Here is a 17,597-nt window from a genome sequence, read left to right as displayed (position 1 = left end):
ATGGACCGCTCGAAACTTTACCGGCGCTTTCGCACCCTCCTGATCGCCAACCGCGGCGAGATCGCCTGCCGTGTGATCCGCTCCGCGCGTGCCATGGGGCTGCGCACCGTCGCCGTCTATTCCGAGGCCGACCGCGACGCCATGCATGTCGCCATGGCCGATGAGGCCGTGCTGCTCGGACCGGCGCGGGCGCGCGACAGCTATCTCAATATCGACCGCGTGATCGAATCCGCGCGCCAGACCGGCGCCGAGGCCGTGCATCCCGGCTACGGTTTTCTGTCTGAAAATGCCGAATTCGCGCAGGCCTGTCTGAATGCCGGGCTGGTGTTCGTCGGGCCTACCGCCGAGATGATGACGGCGATGGGCTCAAAGTCCGGCTCGAAAGCGCTGATGGAAAAGGCTGGCGTGCCGCTGGTATCAGGCTATCACGGCGAGTCCCAGGACGAGGCGATACTTGCAAAAGCCGCTGATGCGATCGGTTTTCCCGTGCTGGTGAAAGCGTCCGCCGGCGGCGGCGGGCGCGGCATGCGCGTGGTCAATTCGGCCGGCGAGCTTGCGGCGGCGATCGTCAGCGCCAAGCGCGAGGCCAAGGCGGCGTTCGGCGACGATCGCATGCTAATCGAAAAATTCGTGCAAAACCCCCGACACATCGAGGTGCAGATCGTCGGCGACAGCCATGGCAATCTGCTCTCGCTCTGGGAGCGCGAATGCACGCTGCAGCGGCGGCACCAGAAGGTGATCGAGGAGGCGCCGTCACCGACGCTCGACGCCAAGCAACGCGAAGCAGTCTGCGCCGCCGCGCGCAAGGCAGCGGCCGCCGTGAACTATGTCGGCGCCGGCACCATCGAATTCGTTTCCGACGGCAAAGAAGTGTTCTTCATCGAAATGAACACCCGCCTGCAGGTCGAACATCCCGTGACCGAGCTCATTACCGGCGTCGATCTCGTCGAATGGCAGTTACGGGTCGCGTTCGGGGAAAAGCTGCCGCTGGCGCAGGATGAAATCAAGCTGAACGGCCACGCCATCGAGGCGCGGGTTTATGCCGAAAATCCGCAGAAGAATTTTATGCCCTCGGTCGGCCGGATCAGGACCTGGCGTACGCCCCACGCCGTCGACGGCCTGCGCATCGACGCCGGTTATCGCGACGGCGATGCGGTGTCGCCTTACTACGATGCCATGCTAGCAAAAGTGATCGCTTGGGCGCCGACCCGGCAGGCGGCGATCGAGCGGCTCAACCGCGGGCTGGAAGAGACTGACATCCGAGGCATCGTCACCAACATACCGTTCCTGTCGGCGCTGGTGACACATCCGAGCGTTCGCGCCAACACCATCGACACCGGCTTCATCGAGCGCGAGTTGAAGAAGCTGACGGAATCCGCCGGGCCAGCAGGGGATCTCGAGCTTTGCGCCGCGGTAGCGGCGATCGTTGTCGATGAGCAGAACGTCGCGCGCAAGGAAGCGCATTCGCCCTGGCAGACGTTCGGCTGGATGCCGGTTGGCGAGCGGAAGCGGGTGTTCTCGTTCCGTCAGGGGCAGGGCGGCGAACACAAGGTGACGCTGCACTATGGCGACGGTCCGTCGAAACTGACCATCGGCAAGCATGAGTTCGTTTTTACGACCTCGCCCATTGATGTCGGTAGCTTTGACCTGACGATCGACGGCGTAAAATCGCGCGTCACGGCCGTGATCGAAGGCCATGAGCTTTATTTGCGCACCCGGAACGGCCGCTTTGACCTGCATTGGGTCGATCCGTTCGGCGGCGAGACCGAGGAGCTGGTTGGCGAGGACAAGATCGTAGCGCCGCTGCCGGGGACCGTGGTGGCGCTGCTGGCCGAGGAAGGCGCGACGCTGGAGAAGGGCGCGGCGATCCTGACGCTGGAAGTCATGAAGATGGAGCAGACCCTGCGCGCGCCCTTTGCGGGCGTGTTGACGAAAATCAGGTGCAAGGTCGGCGATATCGTCGGCGAAGGCGTCGAGCTCGCCGAAATCGAACCGGCGGCGGCATCATGAGCGACCGCGTCCACATTGTCGAGGTCGGCCCGCGCGACGGGCTGCAGAACGAGAAAACCCCGATCAGCGTCGCCGACCGGATCGCCTTCATCGAGGCGTTGATCGGCGCCGGGCTCAAGGCGGTGGAAGTCGGCGCGTTCGTCTCGCCCAAGGCGATTCCGCAGATGGTGGGCTCGGCCGAAGTGCTGCAAAGTGTCAGCCACCATATGGATTGCGAACTGCCGGTGCTGGTACCCAACGAGAAGGGATACGAGGCTTCGCAGGCAGCGGGCGCCAGGCTGATTGCCGTGTTCGCCGCCGCGTCGGAAAGCTTTTCGCGCGCCAATATCAATTGCTCCATCGCGGAATCGATCGAGCGATTCAAGCCGGTGCTGGCCCGCGCCAAGGCGGATGGCGTCCGGGTGCGCGGCTACATCTCCACCGTGCTCGGCTGCCCCTATGAGGGCGAGATCAAGCCGCAGGCGGTCGTCGACGTCGCAAAAATGCTGTGGGATCTCGGCTGCTACGAAATCTCGCTCGGCGACACTATCGGCGTCGGCACGCCGCTGAAAGCGCGGCAGCTTCTGCGCGCAGTTGCCGGCCACGTCCCGAGGGCCAATCTGGCCATGCATTTCCACGACACCTATGGGCAGGCGCTCGCCAATCTCTATGCCGGGATGGAGGAAGGCTGCCGCGTGATCGATTCCGCCGCCGGCGGCCTCGGCGGCTGTCCCTACGCCCCCGGCGCGACGGGTAACGTCGCGACAGAGGATGTGGTCTACATGCTCGAGGGCATGGGGATCGCAACCGGCGTCGACATATCCAAGCTGGTCGCGGCGACAAATGTCGTCAGTGGGCTGATCGGGCGTCCGCCGGTCAGCCGCGTGGCGGCAGCGTTGAACGCGAAGGCGCGGGCAGGGAAGTAGCCGCTTACGCGGCTTTCAGTCCGACATTCGGGAGCACCGGCCGGTTATTCAACGCTTTCGCCATCATGGTCTCGATCTCTGCCTTCTCATGCGGCAGCAGCGCCAACCGCGGCGGACGCGTCAACGCGGTACCGCGGCCCATGATGTGCTCGCAAAGCTTGATGCACTGGACGAGGTCCGGGCGCGCATCGAGGTGCAACAGCGGCATGAACCATTCGTAGAGCGGCATCGCCTCGGCATAGCGTCCCGCCTTGGCAAGGCGGAACAAGGTCTCGCCCTCACGCGGGAAGGCATTCGACATGCCCGACACCCAGCCGACTGCGCCCATCGCGACGCTCTCGACGATGACATCGTCAAGGCCGGCGAACAGCACGAAGCGATCGCCGACCATGTTGCGGGTGTCGATGAAGCGCCGCGTGTCGCCGGAGGAATCCTTGAAGCAGACGACGGTTTCGACATCGGCGAGGCTCGCGAGAATGTGCGGCGTCACGTCGTTCTTGTAGATCGGCGGATTGTTGTAGAGCATCACCGGCAGATCGGTCGCGCTGGCGACGGCGCGGAAATGTGCGGCGGTCTCGTGCGGCTTGGAGGAATAGACCAGCGCGGGCATCACCATGACGCCATCGATGCCGACGCGCGCCGCTTCCTTGGCGGTCTCGACGGCAAAGTCGGTGGTGAACTCGGCGATGCCGCACAGCACGGGCACGCGACCCGCTGCAACGGATTTCGCGGCTTCCATGATCGCGACCTTTTCCTTGCGCTCCAGCGAGGTGTTCTCGCCGACCGACCCGCAAACGATCAATCCGGAAACGCCGTCGCGGATCAGGCCGTCCATGACTTTTGCGGTCGCATCGATATTGAGCGACAGATCGTCATTGAACTGCGTGGTGACGGCCGGGAAGACGCCTTCCCAGGAAATGCGTGGGCTCATTGTTTGGCTCCAATTGGAATTGTTCCGGCGGATTGGCGCATCCGCGGGCTTTGCATGAAGGCGATAGGCGTGGGATCAGAGCGTCGCGCCGACTTTTCGCAGCTCGGCAAGAACAGGGGCCTTGGGCAGCCAGATCTTGTCGAATTCGGCGATGACCGCTTCGGTATCCCCGGCCGGGACCTGGCGAATCGGGATCGGCGCGCTCTTGAAGTTCTCGATCAGCTTGGGCTCATTGCCGGCCAGTTCGTCGATCTGCGCATCGAGCGTGGATCTAACGGTCTTGGTGATCAGCTCCCGGTCGGCCGCCGGCAGCGACTGCCAGACGCGGCCGGAGACGACGGCTGCCATCGGCATGAAGACGGCATTCATCTGCAGGATGACTTTTGACACTTTGTCAAAGCGCTGGTTCCAGGAGAATTCCAGGTCCGCCTCAAGGCCGTCGACCTGGCCGTTCGCCATCGCATCAAACACCTGGGGCGTCGGGATCGGCGTCGGTGCCGCGCCGAGCGACGAATAGAAATCGCGGTAAACCGGCGTCGGGTTGATGCGCAGCTTCATGCCCTTGATATCGGCGAGCGACGTCAGGTCCTTCGACGAGAAGATGGCGCGCATGCCGGTGATGCCCCAGCCGAGGCCGATCGTTCCGGTTTCCTGCGGCAGTACGTCGAACAGCTTGATCGCGGCGGGATGGCGGACGAATTTGGCGACCGACGGCGTCGAACGCACGATGTAGGGCGCATTGATCGCCGCGATATGCGGCACGCGCGAGCCGAGCTCGGCGGCCTGGATGAAGCCCATGTCGAGCGCGCCGGACTGCAATTGCTGCATCATCGCCGGCTCGTTGCCGAGCTGGCCGGAGTGAAACACCGTCATGGTCAGGCGGCCGTTGGTGGCGGCCTTGAGATCGTCGCCGAGTTTTAGCGCTGCCTTGTTCCAGGAATGACCATTGGGCGTGATCAGGCCGAGGCGGAATTCCTTGGCTTGCGCCAGCGCCAGCGACGGCGCGAACAGCGGCACGGTGGCGCTGGCGGCAAGGAAGCGGCGACGTGAAAGTGACATGGCGAGGCTCCTTTAAGGGTTTGGATCTACTTGATGAGGACGAGCGAGAGGAAGGGATAGAGCGAGAGCAGCACCAGCAGGATGCAGGAGACGCCGAACAGCGGCAGCGTCACCATGAACATCTTGCCTGGCTTGGCGCCGGTGACGGCTGCGGCAACGAAGAAGCAAAGACCGACCGGAGGTGAGAGCAATCCGAGCACCAGGTTGATCACCAGGACCACGCCGAACTGGCGCGGGTCGATATGATAGATCTCGGTCGCGACCGGCAGCAGGATCGGCACCGTCATGATCAGGCCGGGAATGCCGTCGATCACCGTGCCGATCACCAGCAGGATCACGTTACAAAGCAGCATGAAGCTGACGGGATCCTTGGCGACGGACTGGATCCAGCCTGCGGTCTCCTGCGGCACCTTGCCGAAGATCAGCACCCAGGAGAACACGGCCGCCGCGGCGACCAGGAACAACACGATGGCCGAATAGATTCCAGCGCGCAGCATCATCTGCGGGAGCTGCGAAAACCTGAACTCCTTGGTCCAGAATTTTCCGACCAGCGCCGCGGCTACCGCGCCGACGGCCGCGGATTCCGTCGCGTTGGCGAGCCCGCCCAAAATGCTGCCGACGATCACGATTGGAATCAGCAGGGTCGGCGATGTCCGCAGGATCGTCGCCACCCGCTGCCGCGGCGTCTGATAATCGGCCTTGGGATAATTGTAGACATATCCCATCAGCGCGATGACGACGCAGAACATCACCGTCAGAATGACACCCGGCACGATGCCGGCAATCAGCATGTCGCTGACCGAGACCTGCGCCAATACGCTGTAGACGACGAACATTACCGAGGGCGGGATGATCGGCCCGAGCATGCCGCCATAGGCAGTCAGTCCGGCCGCAAAGGTCTTGTCGTAGCCCTTCTTCTCCATCTCGGGCACCATGATCTGGGCCATGATGGCGACCTGGGCGGTCGCAGATCCCAGGATAGAGGAGATGAACATGTTGGCGAGGATGTTGACGTAGGCGAGCCCACCCTTCAGCGAACCGACAAAGGCCATTGCCATATCGACGATGCGCCGGGTGATGCCGCCGCCATTCATGATCTCGCCGATCAGGATGAACAGCGGGATGGCAATCAGGCCATAGCTGTCGACACCGCCGAAGAGTTGCAGCGGGTAGGACTGGAACAGCACCGGATTTCCCGATGCGATGATGTAGACGAACCCGGCAAGGCAGAGGCAAAGACCGATCGGCACGCCGACCAGCATGATCGCGATGAAGGCAGCTGACGTGATCACTAGTTGACCCCGTCGAGTTCGGAGAGCTGAAAACCTTTCGGCGGCGTCCGCCGCACCAGTTCGAGATCTTCGAGCAGGTTTGCCAAACCATGGACGGTCATGGAGACCGCGAAGATCGGCAGCGTCAGATAGAGCACCCAGGTCGGCCAGTTCAGCGTCTGAGTGCGTTCGGTGTAGAGGAAATTGAATGTTTCGGCAGCGAGCTTACGCGCATCGAAGCCGGCGCGGGCGAGCCCGATCGGATCCATCCAGAGAAAGCAGGTGATGATCAGGGCGACGCCGAACACGACGACCATGCCCGTGGCAATGATCTTCGCGAACTTCTGATGTCGCGCCGAGAGACGCTCGGTCAGCATCGCGACAGCAAAATCGAGCCGCAGCCGCGTCATCGCGGAGGCGCCGATGAAGGTCAGCCAGACCACGCAATAGACGGCGGATTCATCGATCCAGTAGATCGGGAAATGCGAATAGCGGGTGACGACGTTCACCAGGATGAGCGCCGTTAGCAGATACATCAGCCCCATCAAGGCGATGCGCTCGAAAGCGAGCAGGAGGCTCGAAGCCCTAATAACGATCCGCCGGGCGCTGAACGCCGGCATGTCCGCAATCGCCTGCTCGATCATAAAGAGCCCCGCTGCCCGTCAAGATTTCTCGTGCCATTCGAAATTGTATAATTTATACAATCTTGTCAAATGGAGATTGTGGTCGCTCAGCTTTTGCTGGGGCAGGACCATGTCAACGTGCGAAACAGGGCCGCCCGATGGGAAAGGCTGGCCATGACGGAAGATCAAATGAAAGTCCCGCTGAAGCACCGAACGCTGTCGGCTGCGATCGTCGATCAGCTCAGGCAGTCGATTCTCGACGGGACTTATCCGGCCGGCTCCCAACTGCGGCAGGATGCGCTGGGCGAGGCATACGGCGTCAGCCGGATTCCCGTGCGCGAAGCGCTGTTTCAGCTCGAGGCGGAGGGGCTGGTGCGTATCGTCCCGCAAAAGGGCGCGATCGTCTCCGAGCTGTCGCTAGACGAAATCAACGACGTATTCGATCTCCGAGGGATCATGGAGCCGCGACTGTTGGCGCAGTCGGCGCCGCATTTTTCGCAAAAGGATTTTGCCGGGCTGGACGACATTCAGAAGCGCTTTGAAAAGGCGATCAAGGCGCGCAACGTCAGCGAATGGGGGCAGCTCAATGCCGACTTCCATATGGCGCTCTACGTTCACGCCCGACAGCCGCGTACCAAGGCGATCGTCGTGGCGCTCTTGCAGACCAGCGACCGCTACACGCGCCTGCAGCTCTCGAATACCAAAGCGATGGGCACAGCCGAAAAGGAACACGCCCATTTGATCGCGTTGTGCCGGGCGAAAGAGATCGAGAAGGCCTGCCGTTTTCTGGAGCAGCATATCGAGGCAGTGCGGACGGATTTATTGCAGGTGGTGGGCGCAGGGACGATTGCGGGCGGGCGGTGAAGCGAGTAGCGGACCCACCACGTCATTGCGAGCCAACGGGTCGCGCGAATGCGCGCCCGATGATAGGGTCCACGAAGCAATCCATCCCTCCACACGCGAGGAGAGATGGATTGCTTCGTCGCTTGTGCTCCTCGCAATGACGGGTGAGAGAGCCTACCGCCCCCCGTCCGGGCCCATCACCAGATCCGGCAGCCAGGTCGAAATCCCCGGGAAGAAGCACAGCAGCAGCACCGCCAGCATCATCAGCAGCACGAAGGGCAGCGTGCCCCAGATCACCTCGCTCAGGGGAACGTCGGGCGCGACGTTGCGGATGACGAAGATGTTCAATCCGACCGGCGGGTGGATCAGGCCCATCTCCATCACGATGGTCATGACCACGCCGAACCAGATGATGTCGAAATTGGCGGCGCGCAGCGGCGGCAGGATGATCGGCGCGGTCATCAGGATGATCGACACCGGCGGCAGGAAGAAGCCGAGCACCACCACCATCAAGAGGATCGCGGCCAGCAATTCCCAGCGCGGCAGATGCATGGCGACGATGGATTCCGCTGCCGATTGCGAGATGTGCAAATAGCTCATCACATATGAATAGAGCAGCGACATGCCGATGATCATCATCAGCATGGTGGATTCGCGGATGGTGGATTTCAGGATCGGCGACAGGTCGCTCGGCCGCCATACGCTGTAGATCACCGCGATCAGTACCAGCGCCAACAGGCCGCCGAGGCCGGCAGTTTCCGAGGGTGTCGCGTAGCCGCCATACAGCGCGATCATCACGCCGGTGAGCAGCAGCACGAACGGGATCACCCGCGGCAGCATGGTGAAACGCTCGGCCATGGTGAATTCGTCCCGGTGCAGGATCGCGGATTCCGTTCCGGTCTTCTCGTAGAGCGCCTGCGCCGCAGCGAATTCCTTGCGGAAGCGCAGCACCGCATAGATGCCGAACAGGGTCACCAGCAGCAGTCCCGGCCCGATGCCGGCGAGGAACAGCCGTCCCAGCGATTTCTCCGCGGCGACCGCGAACAGGATCATGGTGATCGAGGGCGGCAGCAGAATGCCGAGCGTGCCGCCGGCGGCGATGATGCCTGCGGCAAAGCCGCCGGAATAGCCGCGCTTGCGCATCTCGGGAATGCCGGCCGAACCGATCGCCGAGCAGGTCGCCGGCGAGGAGCCAGCCATCGCCGCAAACAGCGCGCAGGCGAACACGTTGGCGACGCCGAGCCCGCCCGGCACGCGATGCAGCCAGGCATGCAGCGCCGAATAGAGGTCCTGACCGGCGCGGGATTTGCCGATCGCGGCTCCCTTGAGGATGAACAGCGGAATCGACAACAGCGTGATCGAGGCCATTTCCTCGTAGACGTTCTGCGTCACGGTATCGAGGGAGGCCGTCGGCATGTAGATCGCCATGAAGACGACGGCGACGGCGCCCAGCGCAAAGGCAATGGGCATGCCGGAAAACATCGCGAATAAGGTCGCCAAACCGTAACTGATACCAATTCCGAGAACGCTCATCGACGTGAAGCACCAGCAAAGGGAATAATGATCTGCAACAGGATCTGCAGGCACAACAGCGTCATGCCGAGCGCCATCAGCACGTAGGGGATCGCCAGCGGGGGCGACCACATCGAGTTCGACACCTGCCCGTCGACGTAAGCCTCATGCGCCAGCGTCCAGGATTTCCAGGCAAAGAAGGCGCAGAACAACAGGCTTGCGACATCGACCAGCCACAGCCGGATGCGATTGGCGAATGGCGACATCAGTCCGACAAAGGCTTCGATGCCGATATGGCCGCGCTGGCCCTGCACATAGGCCGCGGTCATGAAGGTGGCACCGACGAGCAGAAATACCGCGGCCTCGTCCTGCCAATAGTTGGGGCTGTGGAACAGGGCGCGGCCGAGCACGCTGTAACTGAGGATCACGCAGGCCGCGATCAGCGCGAGCGCGGCAAAGACCACAATGACGCTGTTGCACAGCGCCACTACCTGGCCGAGCGCCGCCACGAGCGGGTTGCCCGTGGCGGCCTTGGAATGGTCCTGTTGATCCGGAAGCGGACCATGCATCATGCGGCAACGTCGCTGGCAAGCTTCAGCAGATTGGCCGACATTGCCGTCTTGGCGCTGTAGTCCTTCCAGGCGGTGTCGCGCGCAATGTCACGCCACTTGCCGACGGTTGCGACATCGAGCTTGCTGACCTTGGCGCCAGCCTTCTCATAGACCTTGGCGACCTCGACATCGTCGTCCTGCGCGCCCTTGCGGCCGAATGCTTCCAGCTCGCTGCCGACGGAGAGGATGATGTCCTGCTGTTTCTTCGGCAATTTGTCGAAGATCGCCTTCGACATCATCAAGGGCTCCAGCATGAACCAGTAGGAAGCGCCGGCGCCCGAGGTTAGCGATTTTGCGACCTCCTCGAGGCGGAACGAGATCAGGCTGGTAGAGGAGGTGATGCCGGCGTCGCAGGCGCCGGTCTGCATCGCGGCGTAGATTTCGTTGGATGGCACCGACAGCACGGCGGCGCCCGCGGTCTGCAGCACCATGTCCATTTCGCGCGAGCCGCCGCGCACCTTCAACCCCTTGGCGTCTTCCGGGGCGACGATCGGCTTGGAACGGCTGGCGACGCCGCCGGCCTGCCAGATCCAGGTCAGCAGGATGATGCCCTTGTCGGCGAGGAAATCGGTCAGCGCCTTGCCGACCGGTTCCTTCTTCCAACGCAATCCTTGGTCGTAGGTCGCAACCAGGCCGGGCATCAGGCCGATATTGGTCTCGGGCAATTCGCCGCCGGCATAGGGCATCGGATAGAGGCTGATATCGAGCGCGCCCTTGCGCATCGCCGAGAACTGCGCATTGGTCTTGATCAACGAGGAGTTCGGATAGATTTCGGCGGCGATCTCGCCGCCGCTGCGCTTGGCGACTTCAGCGGCGAACATGCGGCACAGCCGGTCCCGGAAGTCACCCTTCTCGATGGTGCCGCCCGGGAACTGGTGCGAGATCTTCAACGTGGTGGCGGCATGGGCGGTACCGGTGCCGAAACGAAGCACGGCGGGCGCGGCAAGCGCGGATGCGATGACATGGCGGCGTGTGAGCATGGTTTCTCCCCTGCAAACGGTTCTTGGATCGGCGATCCGGACCGGCTTGAGCCCATATTAGCCGGTCTTCATCCGAAGTTGCTCTAGTCTGATAGTTCGAGGCTGTGTGATAGGTCTAGGCGATGCGCGACGGCAAGCACTGATTTCAGCCCTCAGACCAAAGCCTGATACCGCTGGCAGCGCCCGCCCGGGAGCAGCCGTTCGCAGAAGACTCCGTCAATAATACGTCCAACTTTGGCACTCGCGGAGCGTTAGCTGCCTTGAATTTGCCCGCTTCAACTAACCGTGAGAATTGCAGAACTTTGGGGCGTGGCCGGTAACAAACCCGGTCGCGCCCTCGTCGTTGGGGAAGCGGCAAACGTCGCGTTCGAGAAGCCAACCCAAACCAAGGACCCATCCCATGGCTACCACCACGACCCGTATCGGCCTCGGCCTTTCTGCCGCTCTTGTTTCGCTTGGCCTCGCGTTCGCGCCGGCCGCCCTCGCTCAGGACAAAATGGGCAAGGACGACAGCATGAAGAAGGAATCCATGTCCAAGGACGCCATGAAGAAAGAGGACGGGATGATGAAGAAGGACGGCATGAAGCATGACGGTATGATGAAAGACGGCATGAAAAAAGACGACGCCATGAAGAAGAACTGAGCCAGCCGCACCGTCATTCCGGGATGGTCAAGGACCAGACCTCAGGGGGCGCAATTGCGCACCGGGAATCTCGGGATTCCGGGTCTGGTGCTGACGCACCAGCCCGGGATGACGGGGGCTGCGCTATCGGCAGCAAGAAACGGCGATGCGCGTCGTGCCTACTTCTTCTTGCCCTTGGTCTTGCGCGCGGCGTAACGGGCGTCGCGCTTGGCCTTTTGCTCAGCCTCCACCGCCGCCAGCCTGGCTTCCTCTTCTTCCTTCTCGCGGGCGATTCTGGCCGCCTCCGCCGCGGCGGCCTCGGCCTCGCGACGTTTCTGTTCGGCTTTTTCGGCTTCCTTGGCCTCTCTCGCCTTGGCGCGGGCGGCGGCGATGGCCTCGCGCTCGGCCTGACGGCGCTTCACCTCGGGATCGTCGGGTCCCGGCTGCGCGCGAAACTTGTTCAGGCTGTTCTGCCGCGCCTGCATCGCGGCCTTCTGGCGGTCCGCGAAGTTCGGCTCCTTGAATCCACTCATAAAATAGGCCTTGTCGCTTTCATTCTTGGGGTTGGGCGCGCCACGCGCGCGGAATGGCGCCTAGGTAAGTGAAGCCGGGGCAAATTGCCAGCGTCGAAAGGGGGGCGGCAGAGCAGGGGAGACTTGCGTGAACAGCAAATGGCCCAAACTGACGCCGATGAGCGGGATTACATCAGGCTGGCTGCTCTACGAGATGGCAACGGCGACCGCAGCCCCTGGCCGGGCGCTCGCGATCTTGCAATATGGCCTGCTTGCCCCTGCGCGCTTATCGGTCTGGTCGGCTCGCTGGTGATGCTCGCTTCGCAAAGTGAACGCACGACCCTAGAAGTTATCGCGGCGCCCACCAGGTCCGAGAACGCGTGCGACCGTCATCGCCGTCATCGCGACCCGGTCTGCGATTAGCTGCGCGTCAAGTTTTTCGCGGGCTTTCTCTCTGATGATGATCTCGATCAGTTCGAGCCGCTTGGTCTCGTCAACTGCTTCCGCCAGCAATTGCTTGTACCTGTTGTAGTCGTAGCCCGCTTCCTGCTTGTCCATCGCACGTCCCGCACACGCGCTCACCCCGAACGGGCAATGTCGATCAAGGATTGCGCGCACGCAACGGGTTTGCGCGAGTTATACCCATTCCTGACGCCGACCTGGCGCTGATCGGGGCCCCATTAAAAACCTTTATACTGTGAAGCCGTTCACACGAACGGGGGCGGGGCGATCCTATCTTCCGGGCTTCCCAACAGGAGCGACCGCCATGCCCCAGAATTGTTGGACCCGCAAAAACCTCGCCCTCGCCGCCGCCGTCGCCGCGCTGGCCTTCATAGGCTTCGTCGTGATCGGCGTGTCTTATCCCGAGCCGGCCGCCAGCGCCGCCCTCGGTCCGGACTGGCAGTGCAGTCGACTGGCATTCCTCTTCACGACCTGCAGCCGGGTCAAGCATAGCCAGTCCACGCCCGTCCTCCTCGCCAAAATCCCGGTGTGCGGACGGCTGCGGACGTAATAGGATCAGGCTGGAAACGGAGCAGGCCAGAACTGGGGTTTGCCATGCAAAAGCTGTCTCGTCTTGTGCTGGCCGCGTCGGCGGCTGCTCTCGTGCTCCTGCCGCTGCCGCCCGTCGCGCTCGCGCAGGACGCGCCGGGTGGCGGCACCGCCACCACGGCGACGTCGCCTACCGCCGCGCCGGAAACCGCCGCGGCTGAAAAGGAGAAGGCGGCGCCGAAGAAAAGGAAACCGGCCAAGATGACCCGGCAGCAGGAGATCGACCGATCGATAGACCGCGGCACGGTGCCGGCGCGTTACCGAAGCTCGGTGCCGAAGGAGTATCATCAGTATATTCCGTTCGATAAGCGGTAGCGGCGGACGCGGCGGCTGAACGGAGGCGTGGCGGCTCGCGCGGCAAGTTGCCTGCTTGGCGCTTCAAGATGCGCTTTCTTGATCTCGCGGCGATGTGCGCGCAGCAACGCGCCAGCATGAGCGTTTCATCTCCACCGTACTCGTACGGATTGGCCGAGTATGTAACGGCGATCTATAACGCCGTCGCTTGCAGCGGGGGCAGGGCGTTCGTTCATCACGACGGCGCTACCACTGGAGGCCACGAGGCCCGGACTCCTAGGCACTCCGGGCCTCGTCTACTCCTGACCGCAAACACTCGAGCCGTTGATGGCTGTCGCCGGCGGCCTTGCAGTGTTCCTAGGCCTCTTCCTGAACGTGGATTTGCCGTTTCTAGCCGTCTCGGAAGATTGACCTTCTGGTCGTTCACCCACCAATCTGTCCGGAGCGCTTAACCCAGCAAGCGGTAGATAATGGTGGTCGATGCGCCGGCCAGGCAGAACGCCAGCGCCATACAAACCAGCGCTTCGTCGCGATCGAATTCGGGTGGTGGCGGACTCAAGGGTCCCTCGCGCTCGGCCGTTTCAAATTCATAGACAGGGGAAACGCGTCGAAGGCGTTACATTTCCTCACGTGAGGTTATCTGGTCTTGGCCCCGTTTTGCGTCGTTTCGTTCCTGGGAGCTCAAACGCTGATGCGCGCAATCTGCGCTTTCGGCAAAATCGTTATAAGTCAAGGGCTTTTTAAAGTTCCCTTAAGCCATAAATGAGTTCCTATTCAGGCCGCACCGCCGCGCGGCCCGAATAGCCGGGTGCCGCTCCTATCACCTACCCCAGGGAGACGAGCGCTCGGCTATTATGGGGCGCCCAATCGGGTGCAACAAAAGTCACAGATAATCCCCGCTGGCGCTCCGAGAATTGCGGCATTTCCGTCCTCGATATCGGCACCGATCGTGGATCCAACGCGCACGAAGCCGCTGCTCGCGGAAGTGGTCCGCAAGGACTTGCTATTCTACCCGCCGACGCAGACGCGGCGTGGCCCGGGTTAAGCGGGATCGCGCCGAGCTGAAACCCGAATGCTGTCGCCGCGAGATTTCCAGGTTTGCGCTTTGCTTCACTGCTGCAACGAGCGTGCAACAGACTTGCGCGGACCAAACGCGCAAAAGCGCCCGTCGAAGCAGTTGCGATTAGGGGAACCGTCAACGAGAGACCATTTGTTTCACATCACCGCGGGCTCTGCGCCTGAATCGATCAGAAGTTGCGAAATTGCGAAAGAAAACTCGGTGCAACCTAAGGTAGATTCCGTTACGGTTGTATTGTGTAATGATACCAACCGCGGGGAACTTTTCGGTCTGAAGGAGGGTCTGAATCGGCCTTATTCTGCTCATGTTTTGCTTCCAACGATGACAACCATCTAATCATGATTGGGGACGGTCGTGAACCGGAATGACTTCAAATCAATGTCCACGGATGAGCTGTGGGCACTCCATGAAGAAGTAGCCGCCAGGCTTGCAACGACTCTGCTTGCGCAGAAACGCCTTCTTGAAGATCGCCTGAAGCAGCTCAAGGGCGTCGTCGAAGCTGAGCGCACGAAATCATCGACAGGGCGGCGCCCATATCCAACGGTCGTTCCGAAATTCCGGAATCCCGATCGGCCGTCCGAGACGTGGGCAGGACGAGGGAAGACGCCTCGCTGGCTCGCTGCAAAACTGAAGTCCGGCAAGCGGATCGATGATTTCCGAATCAGACGGGTAGCGTAGGCTGCCTTGCAGCCATTCGGCGGCGGCGTGCCTTGCATTTCGGCCAATCCACCGTTGGTTTCCTAATCGACTGCGGAAGTCGCTCCGATCCGCTGCGTGCGCGTATTGTTATTGTTCGATTGGGAGCTGCCGAGCTTGAAGCGCCTCTCCGGCACCCTCTGCGGGATGCCCATCTCGGCTCAGATGCTGGCGTCACGGTCTCCCTTCAGCTTTACTTTCTCTCAGCTTGCCTTGGCGCGGACCCTGGGCCGCCGCATCGAGCGTCGTTTCGATACTCGTCTCCAAGGCTCTGACAATTCCCATGCGCGCGAACAGCATGGGTCCACGATCTTCGGCGGCATCAATAAGCATCTGTATGGCAAGCCGCCATTCCTGACGGTCACGTTCGGGCTGAGGAAGGGTCCTGATGTAGTCGGCGGCGTCCCGCAGCGTTTGCGCTGGCGGTCCTTTCGGGAGCGGCACAGGCTGAGCGAACGGACGATCCCAGGACATGTTCGAACTCCGTCACAGATGCGAAGGCGGACGCACCCGGCGTTCGACTTACGTTCCGGCGGAACTGAAGCAGGGATTCGACGCGGAACCTCGTTGTTAGTTCCATTCTCCAAGACTGTTTTGCTCGCTGCGAAAGCCCGCTTCACCGGCCCGCTCGGGGGCTATGCAGGATGTGCCTTGTCCACGCGTATCCGCTGGAACCGCTCCGGGATGGGCGCCGGGTCGCAAATCGATCAGTTTTGAAACGCAACACCGACGAAATCGCCTTGCCGCCAGATCACGCGGCATTCGCGAACATTATGAAAATTGTCGAAAGTCAATTCGAAATTCAGGGGCAGTAGATTGAGGTCGTGGAGTTCAATTCCGGCCCCGGAATTCGTGACATCCTGAACGCGGCAGGTGAATACACCGCGCTGCGCGTCAAAGAACAGGAGCGCGTTTTTCGAAATCGTCGTCCTTCCGACAGATCGGCGTTCGAATTCCATCTGAGCCACCAACGGTTCACGCAGCCCCGGCAACAGAGGCTACCGCATTGTCCCGGGGCGGCAATCAAGTTCGGTCTTTTTCGTAAACAATCAATTTTAATGATCGCGCAAAGTCGCGTTCTGCGGGCGGAATTGTCGTCCGTCAGGACTATTGCAGTTGCTACTTCAACACAGTGCCGGCTGTTCCTCTTGCGGAACTCGCCATCGGACTTGATGCCTCGGCAAAAGCCATGCCCTCTCTCATGTGCAGAGGGGAATCACATGAGCTTACGTTGGATATGCGTGCTGGCACTGTGTCTCGGAATACCAAGCGCCGGATTTGCGGGTGAACAATCCGGTGTTTTGCGTCGAATTTCATGCCCTGTGGTGCGCTACTACGTAGCGCAATACAGTGCGTCCGCGGCAGAGCAGTGGGCGCGCAGCAAGGGCGCGAGCGACGCCGAGATTGCGGCCGCGCGGCGCTGCCTGCACCCCGACGTGACGCGGACCGCCAAAACTCCATCGAGGCCGCTCGCGCTCGGCAGCTACGGCTGGTGAATAGCGGGGCGGGCCGATTGAGGTGAGGGGCACGCCGAGGCCGTGCCGTCGAGGCGAACCAATTCTCAATAGGGCTGGTACCGCTTCTGGCGCTTGCCGCGCCCGGCATTCGGCCCGCCATAGTATGGATTAACGACGCATTGCGCGGAGCGGCCCGATGCCGACGCCTGACACTGCGCCATCGTTCGATAGTGGCACTCGAAATAGTAGTCCACGAAGCCTTGGTAGACCTGCAGACAAACGGGGTAGCTCGGATCGTAGGTCTGGGCTCGGCCGGACGCGGGCAGGGCGATCGTCGCGGCCCAAATCGTCAGCGCTGTTGCCGTGGCAGATGCTTGCGGCAGCTTCATTCCGTTGTCCTCCCAGACTTCCTCGCAAAATTTCCGCTATCGGGCGGTTGTCGCGGTCCTCGCCGTAACGACAGAACACCAGCGCGCGGAGCTTATTCCAAGGTAGCAAATAGCCCGCATGTGCCAACGGGTCGCGCATTCGCGATCCGTTGATTCATCCGGCGACCCTTGCCACGAGCCCCCCGCCGTTCAGACTTCCCAGTCTTCGAATCCATACTCGCGATAGATGACGGCGCGATCGGCGTGGGGGTTCAGCCGGCACTTGGCCTGGGCGAGATGCAGGTTGATGGTCCCGGGCTGACAATTGGCCGCCAGGAGTTTCCGGATATCATCCATCTGCTGGCGCGACTGCTGCGTCGGCTCGAGCTGCTCGAGTGCGACCAGCGCCGTCGCCAGCGCTTCCGTGACGACCCATTCGTCGTGGCCGGTGATTCCCTTTTTTGGCATGACGTCCGCATCCTTTGTCAGGGCAACGGAAGCGATTGTTGGCCGGCATCATAGGCTCAAGTCTCAGCCGAAACGAGAATGAAGTCGAAATTGCGGAAAGCGCGCAGTGGCAGTGGCGATCCCAGCAGGATTCGAACCTGCAACCCACGGAGTAGAAATCCGTTACTCTATCCAGTTGAGCTATGGGACCGTCCGGGCGGTATCCGCCTTAAGCCTTTCTAGCACTGCCAATATGAAAAATCCGCCTTCCCGCCAAGACGGTCGAACCGATTTCCTCAAGTTCGCGACAAAGCCAGACGGCGGGCTA

At 61.8% G+C, this 17,597-nt stretch carries 22 protein-coding genes and 1 tRNA gene; 9 read left to right on the top strand and 14 right to left on the bottom strand.

The window, feature by feature from the left end:
- Both HCN58_RS12425 and HCN58_RS12420 read left to right on the top strand, forming a co-directional pair.
- Positions 1 to 2,010 (top strand): acetyl/propionyl/methylcrotonyl-CoA carboxylase subunit alpha, encoded by a 2,010-nt coding sequence (locus HCN58_RS12425; protein ID WP_171579680.1) that lies wholly within the window; start codon positions 1 to 3, stop codon positions 2,008 to 2,010.
- Positions 2,007 to 2,915 (top strand): hydroxymethylglutaryl-CoA lyase, encoded by a 909-nt coding sequence (locus tag HCN58_RS12420; RefSeq protein WP_171579679.1) that lies wholly within the window; start codon positions 2,007 to 2,009, stop codon positions 2,913 to 2,915. The genes HCN58_RS12425 and HCN58_RS12420 overlap by 4 nt, the downstream gene beginning before the upstream one ends.
- Before the next feature lie 4 nt (positions 2,916 to 2,919).
- Here HCN58_RS12420 and HCN58_RS12415 read toward each other — a convergent pair whose 3' ends face one another.
- The 4 genes from HCN58_RS12415 to HCN58_RS12400 all read right to left on the bottom strand — a co-directional run bounded on the left by HCN58_RS12415 (position 2,920) and on the right by HCN58_RS12400 (position 6,820).
- On the bottom strand, positions 2,920 to 3,846 hold the full coding sequence (locus HCN58_RS12415; RefSeq protein WP_171579678.1) for a dihydrodipicolinate synthase family protein: 927 nt from the start codon (positions 3,844 to 3,846) through the stop codon (positions 2,920 to 2,922).
- A gap of 75 nt (positions 3,847 to 3,921) precedes the next feature.
- Positions 3,922 to 4,905, bottom strand: a complete 984-nt coding sequence (locus HCN58_RS12410; protein WP_171579677.1) for a TRAP transporter substrate-binding protein — start codon at positions 4,903 to 4,905, stop codon at positions 3,922 to 3,924.
- Between the two features lie 26 nt (positions 4,906 to 4,931).
- Positions 4,932 to 6,197, bottom strand: coding sequence for a TRAP transporter large permease (locus HCN58_RS12405; RefSeq protein ID WP_171579676.1), 1,266 nt, complete (start codon positions 6,195 to 6,197; stop codon positions 4,932 to 4,934).
- Entirely contained in the window at positions 6,197 to 6,820 is a 624-nt protein-coding gene (locus tag HCN58_RS12400; RefSeq protein WP_376701171.1) for a TRAP transporter small permease, read from the bottom strand. The genes HCN58_RS12405 and HCN58_RS12400 overlap by 1 nt, the downstream gene beginning before the upstream one ends.
- Positions 6,821 to 6,988: 168 nt before the next feature.
- Here HCN58_RS12400 and HCN58_RS12395 point away from each other — a divergent pair, with 168 nt between their 5' ends.
- On the top strand, positions 6,989 to 7,663 hold the full coding sequence (locus HCN58_RS12395; RefSeq protein ID WP_171580345.1) for a GntR family transcriptional regulator: 675 nt from the start codon (positions 6,989 to 6,991) through the stop codon (positions 7,661 to 7,663).
- 153 nt (positions 7,664 to 7,816) lie between these two features.
- On the opposite strand, the gene HCN58_RS12390 is transcribed toward HCN58_RS12395, so the two are convergent.
- The 3 genes from HCN58_RS12390 to HCN58_RS12380 are packed head-to-tail and all read right to left on the bottom strand — an operon-like array spanning position 7,817 to position 10,745.
- Positions 7,817 to 9,175, bottom strand: coding sequence for a TRAP transporter large permease (locus HCN58_RS12390; protein ID WP_171579675.1), 1,359 nt, complete (start codon positions 9,173 to 9,175; stop codon positions 7,817 to 7,819).
- The gene (locus HCN58_RS12385; RefSeq protein WP_171579674.1) at positions 9,172 to 9,726 is read right to left on the bottom strand and encodes a TRAP transporter small permease; all 555 of its coding nucleotides are present in this window, start codon (positions 9,724 to 9,726) and stop codon (positions 9,172 to 9,174) included. The genes HCN58_RS12390 and HCN58_RS12385 overlap by 4 nt, the downstream gene beginning before the upstream one ends.
- Positions 9,723 to 10,745, bottom strand: a complete 1,023-nt coding sequence (locus HCN58_RS12380; protein WP_171579673.1) for a TRAP transporter substrate-binding protein — start codon at positions 10,743 to 10,745, stop codon at positions 9,723 to 9,725. The genes HCN58_RS12385 and HCN58_RS12380 overlap by 4 nt, the downstream gene beginning before the upstream one ends.
- 400 nt (positions 10,746 to 11,145) lie before the next feature.
- Between HCN58_RS12380 and HCN58_RS12375 the strand changes: the two genes are divergently transcribed.
- On the top strand, positions 11,146 to 11,388 hold the full coding sequence (locus tag HCN58_RS12375; protein ID WP_171579672.1) for a pentapeptide MXKDX repeat protein: 243 nt from the start codon (positions 11,146 to 11,148) through the stop codon (positions 11,386 to 11,388).
- Between the two features lie 158 nt (positions 11,389 to 11,546).
- On the opposite strand, the gene HCN58_RS12370 is transcribed toward HCN58_RS12375, so the two are convergent.
- Positions 11,547 to 11,900: a DUF6481 family protein gene (locus tag HCN58_RS12370; RefSeq protein ID WP_171579671.1), complete on the bottom strand. Its 354-nt coding sequence runs from the start codon at positions 11,898 to 11,900 to the stop codon at positions 11,547 to 11,549.
- A gap of 127 nt (positions 11,901 to 12,027) precedes the next feature.
- Between HCN58_RS12370 and HCN58_RS12365 the strand changes: the two genes are divergently transcribed.
- Positions 12,028 to 12,192 (top strand): hypothetical protein, encoded by a 165-nt coding sequence (locus HCN58_RS12365; RefSeq protein ID WP_171579670.1) that lies wholly within the window; start codon positions 12,028 to 12,030, stop codon positions 12,190 to 12,192.
- A gap of 29 nt (positions 12,193 to 12,221) precedes the next feature.
- Here the strand turns inward: HCN58_RS12365 and HCN58_RS12360 are convergent, their stop codons facing one another.
- Positions 12,222 to 12,437, bottom strand: a complete 216-nt coding sequence (locus HCN58_RS12360; RefSeq protein ID WP_171579669.1) for a hypothetical protein — start codon at positions 12,435 to 12,437, stop codon at positions 12,222 to 12,224.
- A gap of 208 nt (positions 12,438 to 12,645) precedes the next feature.
- Between HCN58_RS12360 and HCN58_RS12355 the strand changes: the two genes are divergently transcribed.
- The 3 genes from HCN58_RS12355 to HCN58_RS12345 all read left to right on the top strand — a co-directional run bounded on the left by HCN58_RS12355 (position 12,646) and on the right by HCN58_RS12345 (position 14,979).
- A complete protein-coding gene (locus HCN58_RS12355) occupies positions 12,646 to 12,891 on the top strand; it encodes a hypothetical protein (protein WP_171579668.1) in 246 nt (81 codons plus the stop codon).
- Positions 12,892 to 12,935: 44 nt separating this feature from the next.
- Positions 12,936 to 13,244, top strand: coding sequence for a hypothetical protein (locus tag HCN58_RS12350; RefSeq protein WP_171579667.1), 309 nt, complete (start codon positions 12,936 to 12,938; stop codon positions 13,242 to 13,244).
- Positions 13,245 to 14,655: 1,411 nt separating this feature from the next.
- Positions 14,656 to 14,979: an H-NS histone family protein gene (locus tag HCN58_RS12345; RefSeq protein WP_311966804.1), complete on the top strand. Its 324-nt coding sequence runs from the start codon at positions 14,656 to 14,658 to the stop codon at positions 14,977 to 14,979.
- Between the two features lie 192 nt (positions 14,980 to 15,171).
- Here HCN58_RS12345 and HCN58_RS12340 read toward each other — a convergent pair whose 3' ends face one another.
- Positions 15,172 to 15,471 (bottom strand): hypothetical protein, encoded by a 300-nt coding sequence (locus HCN58_RS12340; protein ID WP_171579666.1) that lies wholly within the window; start codon positions 15,469 to 15,471, stop codon positions 15,172 to 15,174.
- 233 nt (positions 15,472 to 15,704) lie between these two features.
- Positions 15,705 to 15,956: a PilZ domain-containing protein gene (locus tag HCN58_RS12335; RefSeq protein ID WP_171579665.1), complete on the bottom strand. Its 252-nt coding sequence runs from the start codon at positions 15,954 to 15,956 to the stop codon at positions 15,705 to 15,707.
- Positions 15,957 to 16,217: 261 nt separating this feature from the next.
- Between HCN58_RS12335 and HCN58_RS12330 the strand changes: the two genes are divergently transcribed.
- Positions 16,218 to 16,493, top strand: coding sequence for a hypothetical protein (locus HCN58_RS12330; protein WP_171579664.1), 276 nt, complete (start codon positions 16,218 to 16,220; stop codon positions 16,491 to 16,493).
- A gap of 65 nt (positions 16,494 to 16,558) precedes the next feature.
- Here the strand turns inward: HCN58_RS12330 and HCN58_RS12325 are convergent, their stop codons facing one another.
- The 3 genes from HCN58_RS12325 to HCN58_RS12315 all read right to left on the bottom strand — a co-directional run bounded on the left by HCN58_RS12325 (position 16,559) and on the right by HCN58_RS12315 (position 17,480).
- On the bottom strand, positions 16,559 to 16,843 hold the full coding sequence (locus HCN58_RS12325; RefSeq protein ID WP_171579663.1) for a DUF3551 domain-containing protein: 285 nt from the start codon (positions 16,841 to 16,843) through the stop codon (positions 16,559 to 16,561).
- A 189-nt stretch (positions 16,844 to 17,032) separates the two neighbouring features.
- Entirely contained in the window at positions 17,033 to 17,290 is a 258-nt protein-coding gene (locus HCN58_RS12320; RefSeq protein WP_171579662.1) for a hypothetical protein, read from the bottom strand.
- Between the two features lie 113 nt (positions 17,291 to 17,403).
- Positions 17,404 to 17,480 (bottom strand) — tRNA-Arg (locus tag HCN58_RS12315).
- Positions 17,481 to 17,597 lie beyond the last annotated feature (117 nt).

It is taken from the genome of Bradyrhizobium australiense, assembly GCF_013114825.1.
GTDB classification, from domain to species: domain Bacteria; phylum Pseudomonadota; class Alphaproteobacteria; order Rhizobiales; family Xanthobacteraceae; genus Bradyrhizobium; species Bradyrhizobium australiense.
This window is presented reverse-complemented; position numbering and strand designations above follow the sequence as displayed.